A 20,427-nucleotide genomic window follows, 5' to 3' on the forward strand; every position below is an offset into this window, starting at 1 on the left:
GGCGCCGCAGGGTGGGAGCGCGCCGGCGGCGGCTCCGATCACGGGATTCGGCAAGTCAACTTCATGATTCTATCGACGCCAGCGCCGGCGAAGCCACAGTACCCCATCATCGAGGTAGCTATAAACGACGGGCACCACCACCAACGTGAGCAGGGAGGAGGTGATCAAGCCGCCGATGACGGCCTGGCCCATGGGGGCGCGCTGCTCCGAGCCTTCGCTGAATGCAAAGGCCAGGGGCACCATGCCGAAGATCATGGCCAGCGTCGTCATGAGGATGGGGCGCATGCGGACCCGGGCCGCGGCGAGCAGGGCGTCGCTGCGGGACAGTGCCGCGGCGGGCAGCCCGTCTTCGCCGATGTGTTCGCTGCGTGCGCGGATGGCGAAGTCGACCAGCAGGATGGCGTTCTTGGTGACCAGCCCCATGAGCATCACCACGCCGATCACCGAGAACATGGACAGCGAGGAGCCGAAGAGCATCAGCGCCAGCACCACGCCCACGAGCGTGAGGGGCAGCGACGTCATGATGGCCAGCGGCTGCACGAAGCTCTTGAACTGGCTGGCGAGGATCATGTAGATGAAGATGATGGCCATGGCCAGGGCCGAGACGGCGTAAGCGAAGCTTTCCTGCATGTCCTTGGTGGCACCGCTGAACTGGTAGCGGTAGCCGGGCGGCATGGCGATGCCCTGCATGACGCGGGTGATGTCGGCGGAGACTTCGCCCACGCTGCGGCCGTAGGCGTTGGCCGTGATCGAGACTTCGCGGTTGAGCGCCCGCCGGTTGATCTGGCTGGCGCCCGTGGACTCGCGGATCTGGGCCACCTGGTTGACCCGAACGATGCGGGGACTGCCGTCCTCGTTCTGGGTGGCGACCAGCGGGATGCGGGCCAGGTCCTCGGGCGTGTTGCGCAAGGCCAGCGGCAGGCGTACTTTCACGTCGTAGGTTTCGTTGTCGGGCGCGCGCCAGTTGCCGACGGTCTCGCCGGCCACCATCGTGCGCAGCGCACTGGCCAGAGGGGCCACGCCCAGGCCCAGCGCGGCGGCCGCCTGGCGGTTGACGTCGAGCACGACGTTGGGGTTGTCGGGCTTGGCGCTGCTGTCGAGGTCGACCAGGCCGGGAATGCCGCGCAGCGCGGCCAGGGCCTGGGTGTTGAGCCGTTCGAGTTCGGCCTGGTCGGGCCCCAGCAGCGAAAACGAGATCTGTTTGTTCTCGCCGCCCACCGATTCGCCCACGCCCACATGGGTGACGACGATGCCGGGAATGTCCGCCAGCCGCTGGCGCAGGCGTGCCGAGAGCTCTTGCGCGCTGGCGTCGCGTTCGTGGCGGTCGACCCAGCGGATGGCGACGCTGCCGTAGATCTTGCCGCGCGATGCCCCCGCGTTGACGGTGGCCGTGCTGTAGCGCACTTCGGGCATGGCCGACAGGATGGCCTGGATCTGGCGTGCCTTGGCTTCGGTGGTTTCGAGCGACGAGCCGACAGGCGTGTTGAAGGCCACGCTGCTTTGCGAGAAATCCGCCTGCGGCACGAACTCGGTGCCGAGCAGCGGCACGGCCATCACGCTGCCCACGAAGATGGCGATGGCCGCCCCCAGGGTGGCCAGCCTGTGGCGCAGCGACCAGCGCAGCACGTGCTGATAGCCGTCGGACAGGCGGGTCGTGAAACGATCGAAGGCATGCGTGACGCGGCCCAGCGTGCGGTCGTACAGCGAGCGCCGGCCGTCCGGCTGCGTGCCGGCGGCATGGATGGCCGGGTCGTGCCAGATCGACGACAGCATCGGGTCGAGCGTGAAGCTCACGAACATGGAGATCAGCACGGCGACCGCGATGGTGATGCCGAACTGGTGGAAGAACTGCCCGATGATGCCCCCCATGAAGCCGATCGGCAGGAACACGGCGACGATGGACGAGGTGGTGGCCAGCACGGCCAGGCCGATCTCGTGGGTGCCCTCGGCCGCGGCACGGTAGGGGCTCTTGCCCATCTGCACATGGCGCACGATGTTCTCGCGCACCACGATGGCGTCGTCGATCAGCAGTCCCACGCACAGCGACAGCGCCATCAACGTGATCATGTTGATGGTGAAACCGAACATGTTCATGAACCAGAACGTGCCGATCAGCGCGACGGGCAACGTGAGGCCGGTGATGACGGTCGAGCGCCACGAGTTGAGGAACAGGAAGACGATGAGGATGGTGAGCAGCGCGCCTTCGATGAGCGTGGCGCGCACGTTGTCGACGGCGACCCGGATCGGGCGGGCGGCATCGCCGACTTCGCGCAGCGACACGCCGGGGGGCAGTTCGGGGCCGATGTCCTGGAGCACCTGGCGCAGGCCGTCGACCACCTCGATGGTGTTGTCGTCCTGCACCTTCTGCACCTGCAGCAGCAGGGTGCGCTGGCCGTTGAAGAGGGCCAGGTTCTCGAGCTCCTCGGCGCCGTCGCTCACCTTCGCCACCTGGCCGAGCAGCACCGGCGTGCCCTGGCGGGTGCCCACGATGATGCTGCCGAAGTCCTCGGGCCTGACCATGCGGGCGTCGATCTCGAGGGCACGTTCCTGGGCCGGCGACCGCAGCGCGCCCAGGGGCAGGTCCTGGTTCTCGTTGCGCACGGCGGCGACCACCTCGCTGGCCGACACGCCCAGCGACTCCATGGCCTGCGGTTGCAGCTCGATGTGGATCTCGCGCCGGGTGCCGCCGATGAGCGTGACCGAGCCGACACCGCGCACGTTCTCGAGCCGTTTGCGCAGGACCTGGTCGGTCCAACTGCTCAGCGCGATGAGGTCGGGGGCCTGCTCGGATCGGGGATCGGGTTGTACCGCCAGCAGCCAGATGGGCTGGTCGGCCGGATCGAAGCGCTGCACCCGCGGTTCTTCGACCTCGTCGCGCAGGAGAGGGCGCAGGGCGGCGATCTTCTCGCGTACGTCTTCGGCTGCACGGCGCCCGTCGACCGTGAGCTGGAATTCGATGATGACGACCGAGGTGCCGGGATAGCTGCGCGAGGTGAGGGCGTTGATGCCGGCAATGGCGTTGACGGATTCCTCGACCTTGCGGGTGACTTCGCTCTCGACGATTTCGGGCGACGCGCCGGGGTAGTCGACCGTCACCACCACGACGGGAAAGTCGACGTCGGGGAACTGGTCGACCTTCATGCGCTGATAGGAAAAACTGCCCAGAACCACCAGGGCCAGCATGACCATGACGGCGAAGACGGGGTTGCGCAGCGAAACCTGGGTGATCCACATGGGTGATTGATCCGGTGGGCCCGGCGCTCAGCGCGGTGCGGGCGTAGGCGTCGTCACGGCGGACTGCGCGGCGGTCGCGTCCGGCGTCATGCGCACGCGGGTGCCGTCGGGCAGGGCGCCCACGGGGCTGACGATGACGGCCGTGCCGGCGGCAAGGGCTGCCCCCTGGCCTTCGACCAGCACCCAGGTGTCCTGCCTGAACTTGCCGCGTTGGCCCAGAGTGACCGGGCGGCGGCGGACCGTGCCGTCGGTCACCGTCAAGACATAGGGCTGCGGCTGGTCGGTGCGCACGGCCAGCAGGGGCACGGCCAGGCCCTGCACGCCGGCGGTGCCGACGGTGCCTTGCACGAACAGGCCTTGCCGCATGCCCGGTGCGGGGGGAACCCGGATGTAGGCCAGCACACTGCGGCTGCCCGATTGCACGCTGGGGTTGATGCGGCTGACCGTCCCTTGCGCGAGCGCCGGCAGGCCCTCCAGGCGCAGTTCGGCCGTCTGGCCGACCTGCAGGCGGGCGGCGTCGGTCACGCTGAAGGCCGCCTCGACCTCGAAGCGCCCCAGGCTGACGATGTCGACCACCTGATCCGCCGCTGCGACGCGTTCGCCGTTCTGCGCATGCCGGGCGGCGATCTGGCCGGCCAGGGGTGCACGCAGCACGGTGTCCTGCAAGGACTGTCCGGCGACGTCGACGGCAGCCAGCGCTGCGCGATGGGTGGCCTGCGCCGCGGCCAGGTCGTTGGCAGACGTATCGAGCGCGTTGCGGGAAATGAAGCCGCGCTCGACCAGGCGGTTGTTGTTGTCGTACTGGCGCCGGGCGTTGGCCAACTGGGCCTCGGCGCTGGCGGCCTGCTGGCGGGCCTGCGCCACGCGGGCCTCGTACTCGGCCGAAACGATACGGCCCAACACCTGTCCCTCGCGCACGACGTCGCCCTCGCGGACCGAGAGTCCGGCGATCTCTCCGGCCACGCGGGCTCGCACCTGCGCCTGGTCCTCGGCATTCAGCGTGCCCGTGAGACCGATGCCGACGGCCAGGTCCACCGACTCGAGCCGCATCAGATCGCTTTCGGCGAGTTCGACCGTAGCGGCTGCGGGCGAGGCCGCCGGCGGGGGCGAATGCGGGCGATCCGACGCCGGGCCGGGATGCCTGGCCTGTTCGGCCGTGACGGGTTGGCCGTCCCGCGGCGTAGCGGAACCGCTCTGCTGGACCGTTCGCCAGATGACCCAGCCGGCCACCGCGATCAGCACCAGCATGGCCGGGGCCAGCCACTTGAAAATCGACTTGCGCATAGTTAGATAGGGGAGAAGGGATGCAGGCCTTGCGGTCTGTTCACCTGCGTTGGCTCGCATCATAGAGGGTGCCGACAGCCGTACGATCCAAGCGGGTTCATCGGACGACACGGCGGCGCGCGGTCTGCCATGCCAGAATGCCTATTTGCCGGTCTGCCGGGCCCCGCTCGCTTCGCTTGCGGCCGGCAGCGCGGCGCCGTCCCGTTCCAGGAGTTCCATCCATGTCTCTGTCCACTGCTCCCGATGCTGCCGGCGAACTGCCTGTGCAGCAGCCTTCGCGCATCACCCTGGCGGGGGGGTGTTTCTGGTGCACCGAAGCGGTTTTCGACCGCGTCGAAGGAGTGCTCGACGTGCGCTCCGGTTATGCCAACGGCCAGGTCGAACATCCGACCTACGAGGCGGTGTGCACGGGCCGTACCGGCCATGCCGAGGCGGTCCAGGTCGCCTACGACCCCGAGCGCATCGCGCTGCAGGATCTGCTGGCCATCTTTTTTGCCACACACGATCCGACCACGCCCAATCGCCAGGGCCACGACGTCGGCACGCAATACCGCAGCGGCATCTACTGGCACGACGAGGCCCAGGGCGAGGCGGTGCGCGCTTTTGTCGCCGATCTGGCTGCAGCCCGCACGTACGGCGCATCCGCCATCGTCACCGAGCTGGCACCGTTGACGGCGTTCTGGCCGGCCGAGCCCGAGCACGACGACTACTTTGCGCTTCACCCCGAGCAGGGATACTGCGCCGTGGTGATTGCGCCGAAGGTCGAGAAATTCCAGCGGGCCATGACGCGTTTCCTGAAAAAGAACTGATCCGCCGGGATGTCCTTGCTGCTGATGCTCGGCCTCGCCCTGGCCGGCGGGCTGGCGCTGGCCCGCCGCCGGCGCAGGTGGGGGGCGGCGCTGCTGAGCGTGGCCGCCTTGCTGCTGGCCGGTGTGGCCTCGGGGGTGCTGCCGCAGCGCCTGCTCGACGGCCTGCAGGGGCCTTATGCCGAGCGGCCCGAGCCGCATTGGGGGCAACGATCCTCCGTGATCGTGCTGCTGGGTGCGGGCAACACGCGCGCCAGTGCCGATAGCCGGCCCGAGCCGAATGCCTTTGCCCTGGCCCGCATCCACCGGGCTGCGGTGGTTCACCGGGCGTGCCATGCGGCGTCCGTTGCCGTGGCGCCTGCAGCAGGGCAGACGCGCCCGCTGCCTGCCGTGGCCGTCACGTCTTGCCGCGTGCTGGTGAGCGGAGGCGACACCGGCGCTGCGGGCGTCACCGAAGCCGGCGTCTATGCCGATTCCCTGGTTGCCCTGGGCGTGCCGCGCGAGTCCATCGTGCTCGAGGAACGCAGCCGCAATACGTTCGAGAATGCCCGCCATACGGCGCAGTTGCTCGATGGCCTGCGGGCCGATCAAACCGTGCTGGTGACCTCGGCCACGCACCTGGCGCGCAGCCAGCGGTACTTCGCGCGCTTCGGGGTCCGGACGGTCGCCGTGCGTGCCGATTGGCTGCGTGCCGCACGAAACCCCGCAGCCCTGGGCTACAACCTGCTGCTGACCGACATCGCGCTGCACGAGTACCTGGGGCTGGCCCAGTTTCAGGTCTACGAGGCGCTGGGGCTCAACCCTCCCTAGAATGTGGCCCCATGTCGAATCCTGTCTTCCATGCCCTCATCCCTGTCGTTCTGCTGATCGGAGTGGGTTATCTGGCAGGACGCCTGCGCTGGATCGGCGGCACGTCGGTGCGCGACCTCTCCAACGTCGTGTTCCTGGTGCTGGCGCCGGCACTGCTGTTCCGGACCATGAGCGGCGTGCACCTCGAGCAGCTGGATTTCCGGCCCGTGGCCATCTACTTCGCAGCCATGTGGGTGGTGTTCGGCCTGGTCATGTTCAAGCAGGGCTTCAATCGCCGGGCTGCCGTCATGGGGCTGGCAGCGACGTTTTCCAATACGCTCATGATCGGTGTGCCGCTGATCGGGCTGGCTTACGGCGAAGCGGGCCTGGTGACGCTGTTCGCGCTGATTTCGGTGCACGCCTTCATCATGCTGACGCTGGTGACGGTGGTGCTCGAGTTCGTCGTGGTGCGCGAGGAAAGCCGGGCCCAGGCCGAGCAGGGCGTGGCCGTGAGCGGCATGGCCCGCACCACACGCATGGCGGCGACGGTGCTGCGCGCCGCCAAGGGATCGGTGCTGCATCCGGTGCCGCTGCCCATCATCTGCGGGCTGCTCTATGCCCAGACCGGATGGGGCCTGCCCGCCGTGATCGACAAGCCGCTGCAGCTCCTGGGCAACTCGTTTTCATCGATGGCGCTGGTGCTGGTCGGTATCACGTTGGCCGCCAATCCGCTGGGTGGTCAGATCAAGGCGGCGCTGTTTCTCGCGCTGATCAAGAACCTGTTCCATCCGCTGGTCCTGGTGGTGCTGGGCCTGCTGCTGGGGCTGTCGGGATTGCCGTTCGCCGTGATGGTGGTGGTGGCTTCGCTGCCCATCGGCGCCAACGTCTACCTGTTCTCGCTGCGCTACAAGGTCGCGGAGCAGGAAGTGACCGCAGCCGTGGCGCTCTCGACCATCCTGGGGCTGGCGACGATGGCGCTGGTGATGTCGCTGGTGCATTTCCTGCCCTGACCCTGTGACCGGGCCGTCCGCGAGGCCCCGATGCGGTCGGATGCGGCAGGAGCCCCCGGGCCGACGGTTCAGAGTTTCTTTTTGGTCGCCGCGGTGTTGCCCTTCTGCGCCGGGCGTGCGGCTGGCTTGGCCGAGGATTTGGCGGCCGACCGGGCGGCGGCCCGTGCCGGCGCCTTGGTGGCGGCGCTGCTGCTGGGGGCCGCCGCACTGGCTGCCGGTGCGCCCCGTCCCGAGGGATAGATCACCAGCGACTGCCCGATGCGGATGGCCGAGGCCGAGCGCAGTTTGTTCCAGCTCACGACCTGGGCGCTGCTGACGCCGTAGCGGGCCGCGATGCCGCCGACCGATTCGCCGCGCTTGACCACATGCCGCACGTTGCTCGGTGGCTCGGGCGCAAATGCGATGCGGCCGCTGTCGGCAGCCTGGCTGCTGACATCGTTCATGCTCGCCGTTCGGGTGACCAGCAGGGCCGAGCCCTTGCCGATGCGCATGCGCGCCGGGATGTTGTTGGCCGAGCGGAGTTCGGACTCGCCCATGCCGACCCGTTGGGCGGCTTCGGCTGCGGTCATGGTGGCCGGAGAGACCCACACCGTCCAACTGGCCAACTGGCCCTGGAAGCGGCGCAGGTTGTTGCTGAAGGTGATGGCGTTGTCCCAGGGCAGCAGGATCTGCGGCGTGCCGGCGGCCATGATCAGCGGTTTGCTGGCGGAGGGGTTGAGCGACTTGAAGTCCTCGACGGAGACGCCGGCCAGTTGCGCCGCCACCGTCACGTCCATGTCGCGGTCGATATCGACCGTCTGGAAGTAGGGGTGGTTCTCGATCTTGGGCAGCCGCACGCCGTAGCGCGCGGGGTCGGCGATGATGTTCTTGACCGCCTGCAGCTTGGGCACGTAGTTGCGTGTCTCGGCCGGCATGGTGAGGTCGGTGTAGCGCAGGCCCAGGCCTTGTTTTTCGTTGCGCGCCTGGGCTCGGCTCACGCTGCCTTCGCCCCAGTTGTAGGCGGCCAGCGCCAGTTGCCAGTCGCCGAACATGCCGTAGAGGCGGTTGAGATAATCCAGCGCCGCGCGGGTCGAGGCCAGCACGTCGCGCCGGTCGTCGCGGAATGCGTTCTGCGTCAGCTCGAAATGACGGCCCGTGCTGGGGATGAACTGCCACATGCCGGCCGCCTGCGCGCTCGACACCGCCTGCGGGTTGAAGGCGCTTTCGATGAAGGGCAGCAGAGCCAGTTCGGTCGGCATGTTGCGGCGCTCGAGTTCCTCGACGATGTGGAAGAGGTATTTGTTGGACCGTTCGGTCATCCGCGTGATGTAGTCGGGCCGGTCGGCGTACCACTGCGTGTTCTTGGTGACGAGCTCGTTCTCGAGATCGGGCATGGCGAAGCCCTGCCGCATGCGTGACCAGAGGTCTTCGGGCGGCGTGAGCGCGGCGACGCCCGGGCCCCGGAAGCTGTCGTTGGACAAGGGCTGCAGCGGGCCCTGCGGAAAGGTCGGCGGGCCGAGGGAGCCGAGATTGACACCGGGTTCTCCGGTGTCGCCCGAGCCGCCGGCGCTGTCGGGCGCGGGCAATGTGGAACAGGCAGCGAGCAGGATCGCGAGGCTGCAGGCCAGCAGGGACGAAGCGGAACGGCGGATGCCGCCGGGAAAAAAGCTGGCCGGGGCTGGCAGCGTCGGATGGGACATTACTTGTAGTCGTTTTTCCACTGTCGCAGCGCGGCAAACACCGAGGTCTCGTCGCGATGGGCCTGTGGGTCGTGAGCCTGGACGGCTTGCACGACGGCGGGCAGCCGGCTGCGCAGAAAAGGGTTGATCTGGAGCTCCAGCGCCAGCGTCGAGGGCAGGGTCGGCTGGTGCTGGGCACGCAACTGCTGGCAATCGCGTTCGTACTGGATCAAATCGGCGTTGCCGGGTTCCACTGCCCGTGCGAATTTCAGGTTGGAGAGTGTGTATTCATGCGCCGCGCACACCACCGTGGCGGGCGGAAGCTGGGCGAGCTTGTCGAGCGAGGACAGCATCTGGGCCGGCGTACCTTCGAACAGACGGCCGCAGCCGCCCGAAAACAGGGTGTCGCCGCAGAACAGCCAGGGCCTTTCGGGCACCGGGCCACCCACGTAGGCGATATGGCCGGCAGTGTGGCCGGGTACGTCGATGACCCGGAAATCGAGACCGCGCCACGTGAGCCCGTCGCCCTCGTGCAGCGGTGTGCAGGGCTGCGGCACCGACTCGCCGGCCGGGCCGTAGACGACCGATCCCGTTTCGTCACGCAAAGCGGCGACGCCGCCCGTATGATCCGCGTGGTGGTGGGTGATCAGGATCGCTTCCAGTCGCAGACCCAGGCGGGCCAGGGCGTGCCGGACGGGTTCGGCCTCTCCAGGGTCGACCACCAGGGCATGCTCGCCGTCATGCAGAGCCCAGATGTAGTTGTCCGAAAAAGCAGGAATGACAAGCAAGTCCATGAAGCCGCAGATTATAGGGATGTGCCAATGGCTGGAAACCGCCCCCGGTGCCTATGCCCTCGATTGGATGCAGCACCGGTGCGACCAGGCGCTGGTGGATGTGTTCGGTTACCACGCGCTGCAACTGGGTCTGCCCGAGCTGCAGGGCTTGCGTGCCAATCGCATGCCGGGGCGCTGGCTGGCAGGGCTCGCCGGCCAGGGCCAGGGCAAGCCGACCGCCGGCACTGCGCTGCTGTGCGACGGCACGGCGCTGCCTTTCGAATCGGCCAGCCTGGATCTGGTGGTGTTGCCGCTGACGCTGGATCTCAGCGACGACCCGCACGAGACCTTGCGCGAGGTGGAGCGTGTGCTGGTGCCGGAGGGGCGGGTGCTGGTGCTTGGCCTCAACCCGGCCAGCCTGTGGGGACTGCGGCAGAAAAGAGCCCATGTGTACCGCCGAATGGGGCTGGGCCAGCTCTACCTGCCGGGCGAAGGGCAGTTCATTGCCCATTGGCGCCTGAGGGACTGGCTGCGCCTGCTGAGTTTCGAGGTCGAGTCGAGCGAGTTCGGCTGCTACCGGCCGGCCATGCGTTCCCCTCAATGGCTGCAGCGGTACGCCTGGATGGATGCGCTGGGCCATCGGTCCTGGCCGATTTTTGGCGCGGTCTACTCGGTGATGGCCGTGAAGCGGGTCAAGGGCATGCGTCTGATCGGGCCGGCCTGGAAAAGCCAGCGTGCGGTCGGCAAGAGCGCGGTCCCGGCGATCAACCGCATGGGCTGTGACTGCCCGACGCACGAATCGTGAGGGCGCGAGCCCGTGTCCACGCCCGCAGTCCTCTATAGTCGCGGCCCATGAACCACGTAGAGATCTATACAGACGGCGCCTGCAAGGGCAACCCCGGGCCGGGTGGCTGGGGCGCGTTGCTGCTGGCGGGAAACGCCGAAAAGGAGTTGTTCGGCGGTGACGCCAACACCACCAACAACCGCATGGAACTCCAGGCGGTGATCGAGGCGCTTTCGGCGCTCAAGCGTCCCTGCCGCATCACCTTGCACCTCGACAGCGAGTATGTGCGCAAGGGCATCACCGAGTGGATCCATGGCTGGAAATCGCGTGGATGGCGCACGGCCGACAAAAAGCCGGTCAAGAATGCGGAGCTGTGGCAGCAGCTCGATCAGGTGCTGGCCCAGAGCGGGCACGAAATCGAGTGGCGCTGGGTCAAGGGCCACGCGGGCAATCCCGGCAACGAGCGTGCCGATGCGCTGGCCAACCGCGGTGTGGATGCGGTGCGGGGACGCTGAACTCCGAATGTAAATAGATTGTAAAGTCGCGTTTTATCCAGTACTGGATGGGCCCCAGCATACCGGGCCCGTCATTTGCTACTGCTACATTGCGATACTGGCCTGTACTGGGTCCAGATTAGTCCTTTTTGCATCGGATCAACCGTTTCCATGGCCTCCAAAGCTCTGTATCTGTCCCTGGCCATCGCCGGCATTGCCGTCGCGTCGGCAACCGCCTATTGGTGGCAGCACGAGCGCGCAGGCGCCAGTTCGCTCACGCGTCCGGCGGTGGGTGCGGCAGGCGCGGCCGGCCCGGGCGGCGGCGGAGCGCGCCAGGCCGTGTCGGTCGAAGCCGGCGTGGTCTCGGTGACCCGCATGGTCGAGGAGGCCCAGGCCGTGGGCAGCCTGCGCTCGCGCCAGACCGTGGTGCTCAAGCCCGAAGTCAACGGCCGGGTGACGCAGCTCAACTACCGCGACGGTGCGCAGGTGCGCAAGGGGCAGGTGCTGGTGCAGTTCGACAACCAGCTCGAACTGGCGCAATTGCGCCAATCCGAAGCGCAACTGGCCATTGCACGCACCAATCATCAGCGCAACCAGGAACTGGCGGCGCGCAACTTCATCAGCGCCAGCGCGGTCGACCAGAGCAGCGCCGCGCTGCAGGTGGCCCAGGCGCAGTACGCCCTGTCGCAGGCGACAGTGGCCCGGCTGCGGGTGCTGGCGCCCTTCGACGGCATCGCCGGCATCTCGAATGTCAACGTCGGCGACTATCTGAGCGCGGGGCAGGAGATCGTCAATCTCGAGGACATGGCGGTGATGTTCGTCGACTACCGCCTGCCCGAGCGCGACCAGGGCCGCGTGCGCACCGGGCAACTGGCCCAGCTTCGATTCGATGCCCTGCCGGGCCAGGATTTCGCGGCTCGGGTGATGGCGATCGATCCGCGCATCGATGCCGAGGGTCGATCCATCAGCGTGCGGGCCTGTATCGACAACAGCCGGCTGCTCCTGCGTCCCGGCATGTTTGCACGCATCAATGCGGTCTTCGATGTGCGCGAGAACGTGACGGTGGTACCCGAAGAGGCCGTGGTGCTCTCCAACGGCGTGCCTTTCGTGTTCCGCATCTCGCCCACGGGCCCCAACGGCAGCGCGGTGGCGCAGCGCGTGGAGGTCAAGCTCGGGGTGCGCCGGGCCGGGCAGGTCGAGCTGACTGCGGGCGGCCTGCAGGCCGGCGAACAGATCGTGCTGGCGGGCCAACAGCGCCTGGGCACCGGCAGCACGCCGGTGACGATCAGCGGCGGCACGGGCGTGCGCAGCGGCGTGCTCGACGGCAGTGCTGCGGGCCTGACGCCGGGTGAACAGGCTGCGCAGCCGGTGAAGGTCGCTCAGCGCGACGGGCGCACGGCTGCTGCGGCTGCGTCGTCGCCGGCGACCGCCGAGGCCGCTGTCAGTCCCTATGCCGCGCCCGCCGCGGCCGCTTCCGCTTGTGCGATTCCGGCTGCGGCCGGTGTTCCGCGCACGGTCGCTCCGAGGCAGCCCGCCGTGCCGCGTGCCAGTGTCCTGGCACCCGTGGCACCGGTGACCGGTGCCGTCCCCATCGCGACCGGCGTCTAAGGCACCACGCTCCATGAAACTGGCTGAAATCTCCATCCGGCGCCCCGTCTTCGCGACGGTGCTGTCGCTGCTGATCCTGCTCATCGGCATCGTCAGTTTCTTCACGCTGCCGGTGCGCGAATATCCGCGCATCGACGAACCCATCGTGACGGTCTCGGTGACCTATAGCGGCGCATCGGCCGAGGTCATGGAGAGCCAGGTCAGCAAGATCCTCGAGGACTCGATCGCCGGCATCGACGGGGTCGACATCCTCACTTCCATCAGCCGCGCCGAGCGCAGCCAGGTGACCGCGCGTTTCAAGCTCGACAAGAATCCGGATTCGGCCGCCGCCGACGTGCGCGACCGGACCTCGCGTGTGCGCGGACGCCTGCCCGACGACATCGACGATCCCGTCATTTCCAAGGTCGAGGCCGATGCCTATCCCATCATCTGGCTGACGTTCTCGAGCGACCAGATCTCGCGGCTGGAGCTCAGCGACCTGGTCAACCGCATCGCCAAGCCGCGCCTGCAGACGGCGACCGGCGTGGCCGAGGTCAATCTCTACGGCGAGCGCCAGTACGCCATGCGCATCTGGCTCGACCCCGAGCGGCTGGCCGCCTACGGACTGACCACCACCGAGGTGGAAGCTGCCGTGCGGGCCAACAACCTGGAACTGCCGGCCGGCCGCATCGAGAGCACGCAGCGCGAGTTCGGGGTGACGGCGCAGACCGATCTGACCACGCCGGCGCAATTCGCCAACATCGTGATCCGCACGGTCAACGGTTTCCCGGTGCGCATGCGCGACATCGCGCGGGTCGAGGAGGCCGCCAGCGACGAGCGCAGCACGGCGCGCATCAACGGGCGCGATGCCGTGATGGTCGGCGTGACCCGGCAGGCCACGGCGAATCCGCTCGATCTGTCGAAGGCGGTGCGGGCCATGCTGCCGGCGGTCGAGACCGACCTGGGCCGCGGCGTGACGGTGCTGGTGGCCAACGACAGTTCGCTGTTCATCGAACGCTCCATCCACAACGTCTATCGCACCATCGCCGAAGCGGTGCTGCTGGTGGCGCTGGTGATCTTTGTGTTTCTGCGCACGCTGCGGGCCTCGATCATTCCCATCATCACGATTCCGGTGAGCCTGATCGGCACCTTCGCGCTGATGTCGCTGGCGGGTTTTTCGATCAACACGCTGACGTTGCTGGCGCTGGTGCTGGCGATCGGGCTGGTGGTCGACGACGCCATCGTGGTGCTGGAAAACATCTATCGCCATATCGAGGAAGGCATGGCGCCGTTTGCCGCGGCGCTGAAGGGCGCGCGCGAGGTCGGATTCGCCATCGTGGCCATGACGCTGACGCTGGCTGCCGTGTACGCGCCGCTGGCGTTCACGCCCGGGCGCACGGGGCGCCTGTTCGTCGAGTTTGCGTTGGCCCTGGCCGGTGCGGTGCTGGTCTCGGGCTTCGTGGCGCTGACGCTGTCGCCCATGATGTGCTCGCTGCTGCTCAAGCACAACCCCAAGCCTGGGCGTTTCGATCGTTTCATGGAAGCGCGCCTGACGGCCTTGTCCAACCGCTATGGACAACTGCTGCGCTGGCTGCTGACGGTGCGCCGGCCGCCGGGTAGCTCGCGCCTGCGCCGGGCCTTGCTGCAGCCGCGCTGGCTCGTGGTGGCGGTGATGCTGGCGGCCGGCGGTGCCATCGCGCTGGTGTATCCGTCGATGCGTCAGGAGCTGGCGCCGATCGAGGATCAGGGCGTCATCACCGCACGCATCACGGCGCCCGACGGCGCCACGCTGGATTACACCAACCGCTATACCGCGCAGGTCGAGCGGCTGGGTGCGGGCATTCCCGAGCTCAGCAGCATCTTCACCAACGTCGGCCGACCGGTGATCAACAACGGCAGCGTCACCTTCCGGGCCGTCGAGTGGGAAGAACGCTCGCGCACGATGAGCGACATCTTCGCGGCCATGCGGCCGGGTGTGGCCGGGGTGGCGGGCGCCGACGTGATCCTCGGCATGCCCTTGCCGCTGGGGCAGGGCGCACGCGAGCGGCCCGTCAACTACGTCATCCAGACCTCGGACAGCTACGAACATCTCAACGAGGTGGTGCAGGCCATGATGGTCGAGATGCGCGCGAACCCCGGTCTGATCGCGCCCGAATCCGACCTCGAGCTCAACAAGCCCGAATTGCGGATCGCGGTGGATCGCGATCGTGCCGCCGATATGGGGGTGCAGGTGTCGGTCGTCGCCGCAGCCATCGAGACCATGCTGGGTGGCCGGACCGTGACGCGCTACAAAAAGAATGCCGAGCAATACGACGTGATCGTGCAGACGGCGTCCAGCGGCCGGACCACGCCCGAAGACATCGACCGGATCTACGTGCGGGGCGGGCAGGGCGAAATGATCCCGCTGTCGTCGCTGGTCATCGTCAGCGAGGGCGCCGCGCCGCGCGAGCTCAACCACTTCGGACAGCGGCGGGCTGCCGTGCTCAAGGCCAACCTGGCGCCCGATTACCCCTTGGGGGCCGCGCTCGACTTCATGGATCAGACGGCGGCCAAGGTGCTCAAGCCGGGTTATGCCACCGATCTCAATGGCGCCTCGCGCGAGTTCCGCAGTTCGCAGGGCGCGCTGGGCATCGTGTTCGTGCTGGCGCTGGTGTTCATTTTCCTGGTGCTGGCGGCGCAGTTCGAGAGTTTTGTCGATCCCTTCGTGATCCTGCTGTCGGTGCCGCTCTCTATCATCGGCGCGCTGCTGGCCTTGCAGTGGACGGGCGGATCGCTGAACGTGTATTCCCAGATCGGGCTGATCACGCTGGTCGGCCTGATCACCAAACACGGCATCCTGATCGTCGAGTTCTCGAACAAGCTGCGCCAGGAAGGCGTGGAGTTGGTGGATGCCGTGGTCGACGCCGCCAGCACCCGCCTGCGTCCCATCCTGATGACGACTGCGGCGATGGTCCTGGGCGTGGTGCCCTTGGCCATTGCGACCGGTGCCGGCGCCGAGAGCCGGCACGCCATCGGCTGGGTGATCATCGGCGGCATGTCGCTGGGCACCGTGCTGACGATTTTTGTCGTGCCGGTGGTCTACACCCTGCTGGCCCGCCAGCGTGTGCCGGGCGAACGCACCGGCGCCGACGAGGTCGTGGGTCACGCAGGCCTGCATTCCCACGAGCCTGGCGAAGTCAAGACCGTGGGTTGAGGCCGAGCGGCCTGCCGAGGCCCGCGCCCATGACCCACGCCGTCGCGCTTGCGCCTGCGGGCCCCTCACTCTGCTCCAACCCTGCTCACGCCGGCCGCGCGTTTTCGTGCATGTGCCGGCGGTTTGCCGATCGGCCATGGGGCGGGGCGGATTTGCCCGAGCGATCCAGGCAACGTGGCGTCGAGGTCGGTGGACAGAGGGTCTCCGCTGCTGCGCACTGAACGGCATTTTTACGGTTCAGGGTCTAGAAAATCACGATTCTCGCGCCTGATCGAATAAATCACACAATCCGTGCATTTCTGGTGGATTGCGCACCGTGTTGGGGCTTTGTTTGCACCAAAACCGGGTTGCCTTGTTCAGGCCATGGTCGATGGCGTGACTGGGTAGGCAGGGAATGGCTGTACTGACCATGATTTGCGTGAATCTTGCATTTCTGGCATTCAATTTGCATGAAGTGTGAGTCATGAGTCCCGCGGGGACTTCTTTTTCCTTATTCATTTGCCATGAGCCAAGCCGAACACAAGAACACGCTCAAAAGAGGGTTGAGCAATCGTCACATTCAGCTGATTGCCTTGGGGGGCGCCGTCGGAACCGGTTTGTTCCTCGGCATTGCGCAGACCATTCAACTGGCCGGACCGTCGGTCATCCTGGGTTATGCGATCGCCGGTGTGATCGCCTTCCTGATCATGCGGCAACTGGGCGAGATGGTGGTCGAGGAGCCGGTGGCCGGTTCGTTCAGCCACTTCGCCAACCGCTACTGGGGACCTTTCGCGGGTTTTGTCTCGGGCTGGACTACTGGGTGCTGTATGTGCTGGTGAGCATGGCCGAGCTCACGGCGGTGGGCATCTACGTGCAGTACTGGTGGCCGGGTGTGCCCACCTGGGTCTCGGCGCTGGTGTTCTTTGTGCTGATCAACGTGATCAACCTGCTCCACGTCAAGCTGTTCGGCGAGATGGAGTTCTGGTTCTCCATCATCAAGGTCGGTGCCATCGTGGCCATGATCGGCTTCGGCGCTTATCTGCTGGCCAGCGGCAACGGCGGCCCGCAGGCCAGCGTGACCAATCTGTGGCAATTGGGCGGCTTTTTCCCGCACGGTCTGGGTGGCCTGGTGATGGCCATGGCCATCATCATGTTCTCGTTCGGCGGGCTCGAGCTGGTCGGCATCACCGCCGCCGAGGCGGATTCGCCGGAGGAAAGCATCCCGCGCGCCACCAACCAGGTCGTGTACCGCATCCTGCTGTTCTATGTGGGTGCGCTGGCGGTGCTGCTGTCGCTCTATCCCTGGAGCCAGGTGCAGCAGGGCGGCAGTCCCTTCGTGATGATCTTCCATGCGCTCGACAGCAATTGGGTCGCGACGGCACTGAACATCGTCGTGCTGACGGCCGCACTGTCGGTCTACAACAGCTGTGTGTACTGCAACAGCCGCATGCTGCTGGGCCTGGCGCTGCAGGGCAACGCGCCGCAGGCGCTGGCACGGGTCAACCGGCGCGGCATTCCCATCCCCGCGCTGGCGGTGTCGGCTGCAGCCACTGCGCTGTGCGTGCTGATCAACTACGCCATGCCGGGCCAGGCCTTTGGCCTGCTGATGATGCTGGTGGTCTCGGCCCTGGTGATCAACTGGGCCATGATCAGCCTGACGCACATGCAGTTCCGCCGCCGCATGGCTCGGGACGGTCGCCAGACTCGCTTCCGGAGCTGGGGCTACCCGGCGACCAATCTGCTGTGCCTGGTCTTCATGGCCGGCATCCTGCTGGTGATGTTCCTCACACCCTCGACCCGCGTGTCGGTGCTGCTGATCCCGGCCTGGCTGGCTTTGCTGGGCGCCTGCTACTGGCTGCGCAGCCGCCGTGCGGCCGAGTCGCCCCAAGAAGGCCAGCGCGCCTGAGCGTTCGCGGCTCTGCCGGTTGCTGCATGGCGCCGGCGGGCTCCCGTCATCCGAATTCAACCTGTCTGCCGAGACCCCATGACATTTTTTTCCACCCTCCGCAAACGCGCCACCGTGGCCGCGTCCCTGATCCTGCTGTGCAGCGGCGCCGCACAGGCCCAGCATGTGCTGACGACGGCTCAGGCCGAGCAGTTTGCCAAGGGCAGTTTTCCCGAGTACCTGGAGCTGCTGTCGATGCCCAACGATGCGGCCAATGCCACGGACATCCAGCGCAATGCCGCCTGGCTGGAACAGGCCTTCGCCAAGCGCGGCTTCAAGGTCGGCCAACTCGCCAACGGCGAGCGGCCGGCCGTCTTTGCGGAATGGGGCGAAGCCTCGCCGCAGCGCAAGACCATTCTGTTCTACATGCATTTCGACGGCCAGCCCGTGGTGCCCGGCGAATGGAAGACGGATCCCTGGACCCCCGTGCTCAAGGCCCGGGATGCCCAGGGCCAGTGGCAGACGCTGCCGCTCGACCGGCTGGCCGGTGCGCTGGATCCGGAGTGGCGTGTGTTCGCCCGTGCCTCGGCCGACGACAAAGGCCCCATCACCATGTTCCTGGCGGCCATCGATGCGCTGCAGGCCGCCGGCCGCAACCCGGATGTGCATGTGAAGGTGCTGCTCGACTCCGAAGAGGAAAAAGGCTCGCCGCATCTGCATCTGGTGATGCGCGACAACGCCGAGCGGCTCAGGAGCGACGGTCTCGTCATCCTCGACGGCGCCATGCCGCCGGGCAACAAACCGGGTGTGAATTTCGGCAACCGGGGTTCGGTGCAGGTCGACCTCACGGTGTTCGGCCCCAACTCGGCCCCGCACAGCGGGACCTACGGCAACGTGGTGCCCAACCCCGCCTTGCGCCTGGCGGGCTTGCTCGACAGCATGAAGGACGCGCAGGGACGCGTCGTCATTCCCGGCTTCTACGACCGCGTGCAGATCAGCGCAAGCGACCGCCTGCAGATGGCCCGTTCGGCGCCCGTGGCAGGCACCTTCGAGCAACGGTTCGGCATCGCCCAACTGGATGCCGTGGGCAGCAACCCGGTCGAAGCGGTGCAGTACCCCTCGCTCGATATCCTGGGCTTCTCTGCGGGCCGGGTCGGCAATCTGGCTGCCAACGCCATTCCGTCGACGGCGACGGCCAGCCTCAACATCCGGACCGTGCCCGAGACGCCGCCCGATTTCCTGTACGGCCTGGTGCGGCAGCACATCCAGAACCAAGGGTTCCACATCGTCGAGGGCCGCGAGCCCAGCGCCGACGAACGCAGCCGCTACGGCAAGTTGGTGTCGGTGGGGCTGACCGCCTATCCCAGTACCTCGACCGGTGCGCGGACCGACATGTCGTCGCCGCTGGCGCAATGGGCGCTGCGCGGTGTGAAGGCCCCGCGCCAGATCGAGCCGGAAGTCTTCCGCATGGGCGGTTCGACCTTGCCCATGAGCGGCGCGGCCGACGTGCTGAAAGTGCCCTACGTGGTGGTGCCGCTGGTCAACGCCGACAACAACCAGCACAGCTTCGACGAAAACCTGCGCCTGGGCAATTATGTCGAAGGCGTGCGCACGGTGGCATCATTGCTGACCACTCCTTTCTGAATCCGCCGCTCCCATGAAACACGCCATCGACGAACACGACCGCAAGATGCTGGATCTGCTGCGCGACAACGGCCGCCTGACCAACCAGGAGTTGGCCGATCTGGTCGGCCTGTCGGCATCGCAGTGCTCGCGTCGCCGCATCGCGCTGGAGCAGGCCGGCCTCATCCTCGGTTACCACGCCCATCTCGCCCCGGTTGCCGAGGGGACGCCGGTGATGGGCATGGTCGAGGTTCGCCTGCACAGTCACAGCCCCGAGGCGGTGGAGGCCCTGCACCAGTTCGTCGGGCGCGAGACGGCCATTCGCGACGTCTTCAAGCTGACAGGCGATTACGACTACCTGCTGAAGATCGCCGTGCTCGACCTCGCGGAGATGAGCCGCCTGATCAGCGATCTGGCGTCGCTGCGCGGCAGCGTGAGCCATCTGCGGACGGCGGTGGTGCTCGAGCGGCACAAAGAGAACGGCATTGTGTTCACAAACTGACGAGATGTGAATTCCGTGCACAAAAAATTGATTAATGCACATATCGTGCATAAAATATAGAAAAATGACTCATGCAAGCATGTCGTGGCACGTTTTGCTGCCTTCGTGTGCCTTGCCGCGTCCTGATCCATGTCTGCTCCTACTCTCGATACACCCGTGAATCCGGTCACCGTTCCCCATACCTTGGTCGAAGACATCCTGGCCTTGCTGATGGGTTGCCTGGTGATTTCCTTCGGCGTCTCGCTGCTTCAGCAATCGGGCACCTTGACGGGCGGTACCGCCGGTCTGGCCTTCCTGCTGCATTACGCCTTCGGCGTGAAGTTCGGTGTCGCGTTTTTCCTTCTCAACCTGCCTTTTTATGTGCTGGCCTTCAAGCGCATGGGACGGGTGTTCGTCCTCAAGACGTTTGCCGCCGTGGCGCTGGTGTCGCTGTTTGCCGAACTGCATCCGCGCTTCATCGACATCTCGCAGCTCGACCCGTTCTATGCGGCGGTGCTGGGCAATGTCGTCATGGGACTGGGCTTCATCGTGCTGTTCCGCCACAAGGCCAGCCTGGGAGGCGTTAATATCCTGGCCCTGTTCCTCCAGGATCGGGGCGTGATCCGCGCCGGCAAGCTGCAGATGATGGTCGACGTGACCATCGTGGCCTGTTCGCTGGCCGTCATCAGTCTGCCCATGCTGCTGGCTTCGATCCTGGGTGCCGTGATCCTGAACCTCATCATCGCGATGAACCACCGTCCCCATCGCTACGTCGCCTGAGCGGCCGAGACCGTTCGTGCGTGCGGGCGCCGGCCCACCTGAAGTCTCGCGCCCGTCTTCAATCCCT

14 protein-coding genes and 1 pseudogene are annotated in these 20,427 nt (G+C 66.8%); 11 read left to right on the forward strand and 4 right to left on the reverse strand.

Annotated elements, in window-relative coordinates; translation table 11 throughout:
- Positions 1 to 69: 69 nt before the first annotated feature.
- On the reverse strand, positions 70 to 3,234 hold the full coding sequence (locus tag EC845_RS01645; protein ID WP_123295484.1) for an efflux RND transporter permease subunit: 3,165 nt from the start codon (positions 3,232 to 3,234) through the stop codon (positions 70 to 72).
- Between the two features lie 27 nt (positions 3,235 to 3,261).
- A complete protein-coding gene (locus EC845_RS01650; protein ID WP_158615581.1) occupies positions 3,262 to 4,518 on the reverse strand; it encodes an efflux RND transporter periplasmic adaptor subunit in 1,257 nt (418 codons plus the stop codon).
- A gap of 221 nt (positions 4,519 to 4,739) precedes the next feature.
- Between EC845_RS01650 and msrA the strand changes: the two genes are divergently transcribed.
- The 3 genes from msrA to EC845_RS01665 are packed head-to-tail and all read left to right on the forward strand — an operon-like array spanning position 4,740 to position 7,123.
- Complete coding sequence (gene msrA, locus EC845_RS01655) at positions 4,740 to 5,327, forward strand: peptide-methionine (S)-S-oxide reductase MsrA (RefSeq protein ID WP_123295486.1); 588 nt, start codon at positions 4,740 to 4,742, stop codon at positions 5,325 to 5,327.
- 9 nt (positions 5,328 to 5,336) lie between these two features.
- Positions 5,337 to 6,134, forward strand: a complete 798-nt coding sequence (locus EC845_RS01660) for a YdcF family protein (protein ID WP_123295487.1) — start codon at positions 5,337 to 5,339, stop codon at positions 6,132 to 6,134.
- 11 nt (positions 6,135 to 6,145) lie between these two features.
- Entirely contained in the window at positions 6,146 to 7,123 is a 978-nt protein-coding gene (locus EC845_RS01665) for an AEC family transporter (RefSeq protein ID WP_123295488.1), read from the forward strand.
- A gap of 68 nt (positions 7,124 to 7,191) precedes the next feature.
- Here the strand turns inward: EC845_RS01665 and EC845_RS01670 are convergent, their stop codons facing one another.
- Together EC845_RS01670 and gloB are read right to left on the reverse strand one after the other, a co-directional pair.
- Positions 7,192 to 8,802 carry a transglycosylase SLT domain-containing protein gene (locus EC845_RS01670; protein WP_123295489.1) on the reverse strand — a complete coding sequence of 537 codons (1,611 nt, stop codon included), beginning with the start codon at positions 8,800 to 8,802 and terminating at the stop codon, positions 7,192 to 7,194.
- Positions 8,802 to 9,575, reverse strand: coding sequence for a hydroxyacylglutathione hydrolase (gene gloB / locus EC845_RS01675; protein WP_123295490.1), 774 nt, complete (start codon positions 9,573 to 9,575; stop codon positions 8,802 to 8,804). Before gloB ends, EC845_RS01670 begins: the two co-directional genes overlap by 1 nt.
- Between gloB and EC845_RS01680 the strand changes: the two genes are divergently transcribed.
- The 8 genes and pseudogenes from EC845_RS01680 (at position 9,574) to EC845_RS01715 (ending at position 20,360) form a co-directional block, all read left to right on the forward strand.
- Complete coding sequence (locus EC845_RS01680; protein ID WP_199739699.1) at positions 9,574 to 10,359, forward strand: class I SAM-dependent methyltransferase; 786 nt, start codon at positions 9,574 to 9,576, stop codon at positions 10,357 to 10,359. The two genes, gloB and EC845_RS01680, sit on opposite strands and share 2 nt — an antisense overlap.
- Before the next feature lie 47 nt (positions 10,360 to 10,406).
- Positions 10,407 to 10,853, forward strand: coding sequence for a ribonuclease HI (gene rnhA, locus EC845_RS01685; protein WP_123295492.1), 447 nt, complete (start codon positions 10,407 to 10,409; stop codon positions 10,851 to 10,853).
- A 150-nt stretch (positions 10,854 to 11,003) separates the two neighbouring features.
- Positions 11,004 to 12,440: an efflux RND transporter periplasmic adaptor subunit gene (locus EC845_RS01690; RefSeq protein WP_123295493.1), complete on the forward strand. Its 1,437-nt coding sequence runs from the start codon at positions 11,004 to 11,006 to the stop codon at positions 12,438 to 12,440.
- Between the two features lie 13 nt (positions 12,441 to 12,453).
- Positions 12,454 to 15,612, forward strand: coding sequence for an efflux RND transporter permease subunit (locus EC845_RS01695; protein WP_123295494.1), 3,159 nt, complete (start codon positions 12,454 to 12,456; stop codon positions 15,610 to 15,612).
- Between the two features lie 503 nt (positions 15,613 to 16,115).
- Positions 16,116 to 17,497 (forward strand): annotated as a pseudogene (locus tag EC845_RS01700) (amino acid permease).
- Positions 17,498 to 17,575: 78 nt separating this feature from the next.
- Positions 17,576 to 19,120, forward strand: coding sequence for a M20/M25/M40 family metallo-hydrolase (locus tag EC845_RS01705; protein ID WP_123295495.1), 1,545 nt, complete (start codon positions 17,576 to 17,578; stop codon positions 19,118 to 19,120).
- A gap of 13 nt (positions 19,121 to 19,133) precedes the next feature.
- The gene (locus EC845_RS01710; RefSeq protein ID WP_123295496.1) at positions 19,134 to 19,601 is read left to right on the forward strand and encodes an Lrp/AsnC family transcriptional regulator; all 468 of its coding nucleotides are present in this window, start codon (positions 19,134 to 19,136) and stop codon (positions 19,599 to 19,601) included.
- 129 nt (positions 19,602 to 19,730) lie between these two features.
- Entirely contained in the window at positions 19,731 to 20,360 is a 630-nt protein-coding gene (locus EC845_RS01715) for a YitT family protein (protein WP_123295497.1), read from the forward strand.
- The last annotated feature ends 67 nt before the right edge of the window (positions 20,361 to 20,427 follow it).

The organism is Comamonas sp. BIGb0124, assembly GCF_003752175.1.
GTDB lineage: Bacteria > Pseudomonadota > Gammaproteobacteria > Burkholderiales > Burkholderiaceae_C > Comamonas_F.

What these genes read in the sequence shown, in the direction of transcription:
- EC845_RS01650 (WP_158615581.1), bottom strand. Translation starts at nt 4,518, where the DNA reads ATGCGCAAGTCGATTTTCAAGTGGCTGGCCCCGGCCATGCTGGTGCTG.
- msrA (WP_123295486.1), top strand. Translation starts at nt 4,740, where the DNA reads ATGTCTCTGTCCACTGCTCCCGATGCTGCCGGCGAACTGCCTGTGCAG.
- EC845_RS01715 (WP_123295497.1), top strand. Translation starts at nt 19,731, where the DNA reads ATGTCTGCTCCTACTCTCGATACACCCGTGAATCCGGTCACCGTTCCC.
- EC845_RS01680 (WP_199739699.1), top strand. Translation starts at nt 9,574, where the DNA reads ATGAAGCCGCAGATTATAGGGATGTGCCAATGGCTGGAAACCGCCCCC.
- EC845_RS01665 (WP_123295488.1), top strand. Translation starts at nt 6,146, where the DNA reads ATGTCGAATCCTGTCTTCCATGCCCTCATCCCTGTCGTTCTGCTGATC.
- EC845_RS01645 (WP_123295484.1), bottom strand. Translation starts at nt 3,234, where the DNA reads ATGTGGATCACCCAGGTTTCGCTGCGCAACCCCGTCTTCGCCGTCATG.
- EC845_RS01690 (WP_123295493.1), top strand. Translation starts at nt 11,004, where the DNA reads ATGGCCTCCAAAGCTCTGTATCTGTCCCTGGCCATCGCCGGCATTGCC.
- gloB (WP_123295490.1), bottom strand. Translation starts at nt 9,575, where the DNA reads ATGGACTTGCTTGTCATTCCTGCTTTTTCGGACAACTACATCTGGGCT.
- rnhA (WP_123295492.1), top strand. Translation starts at nt 10,407, where the DNA reads ATGAACCACGTAGAGATCTATACAGACGGCGCCTGCAAGGGCAACCCC.
- EC845_RS01670 (WP_123295489.1), bottom strand. Translation starts at nt 8,802, where the DNA reads ATGTCCCATCCGACGCTGCCAGCCCCGGCCAGCTTTTTTCCCGGCGGC.
- EC845_RS01705 (WP_123295495.1), top strand. Translation starts at nt 17,576, where the DNA reads ATGACATTTTTTTCCACCCTCCGCAAACGCGCCACCGTGGCCGCGTCC.
- EC845_RS01695 (WP_123295494.1), top strand. Translation starts at nt 12,454, where the DNA reads ATGAAACTGGCTGAAATCTCCATCCGGCGCCCCGTCTTCGCGACGGTG.
- EC845_RS01710 (WP_123295496.1), top strand. Translation starts at nt 19,134, where the DNA reads ATGAAACACGCCATCGACGAACACGACCGCAAGATGCTGGATCTGCTG.
- EC845_RS01660 (WP_123295487.1), top strand. Translation starts at nt 5,337, where the DNA reads ATGTCCTTGCTGCTGATGCTCGGCCTCGCCCTGGCCGGCGGGCTGGCG.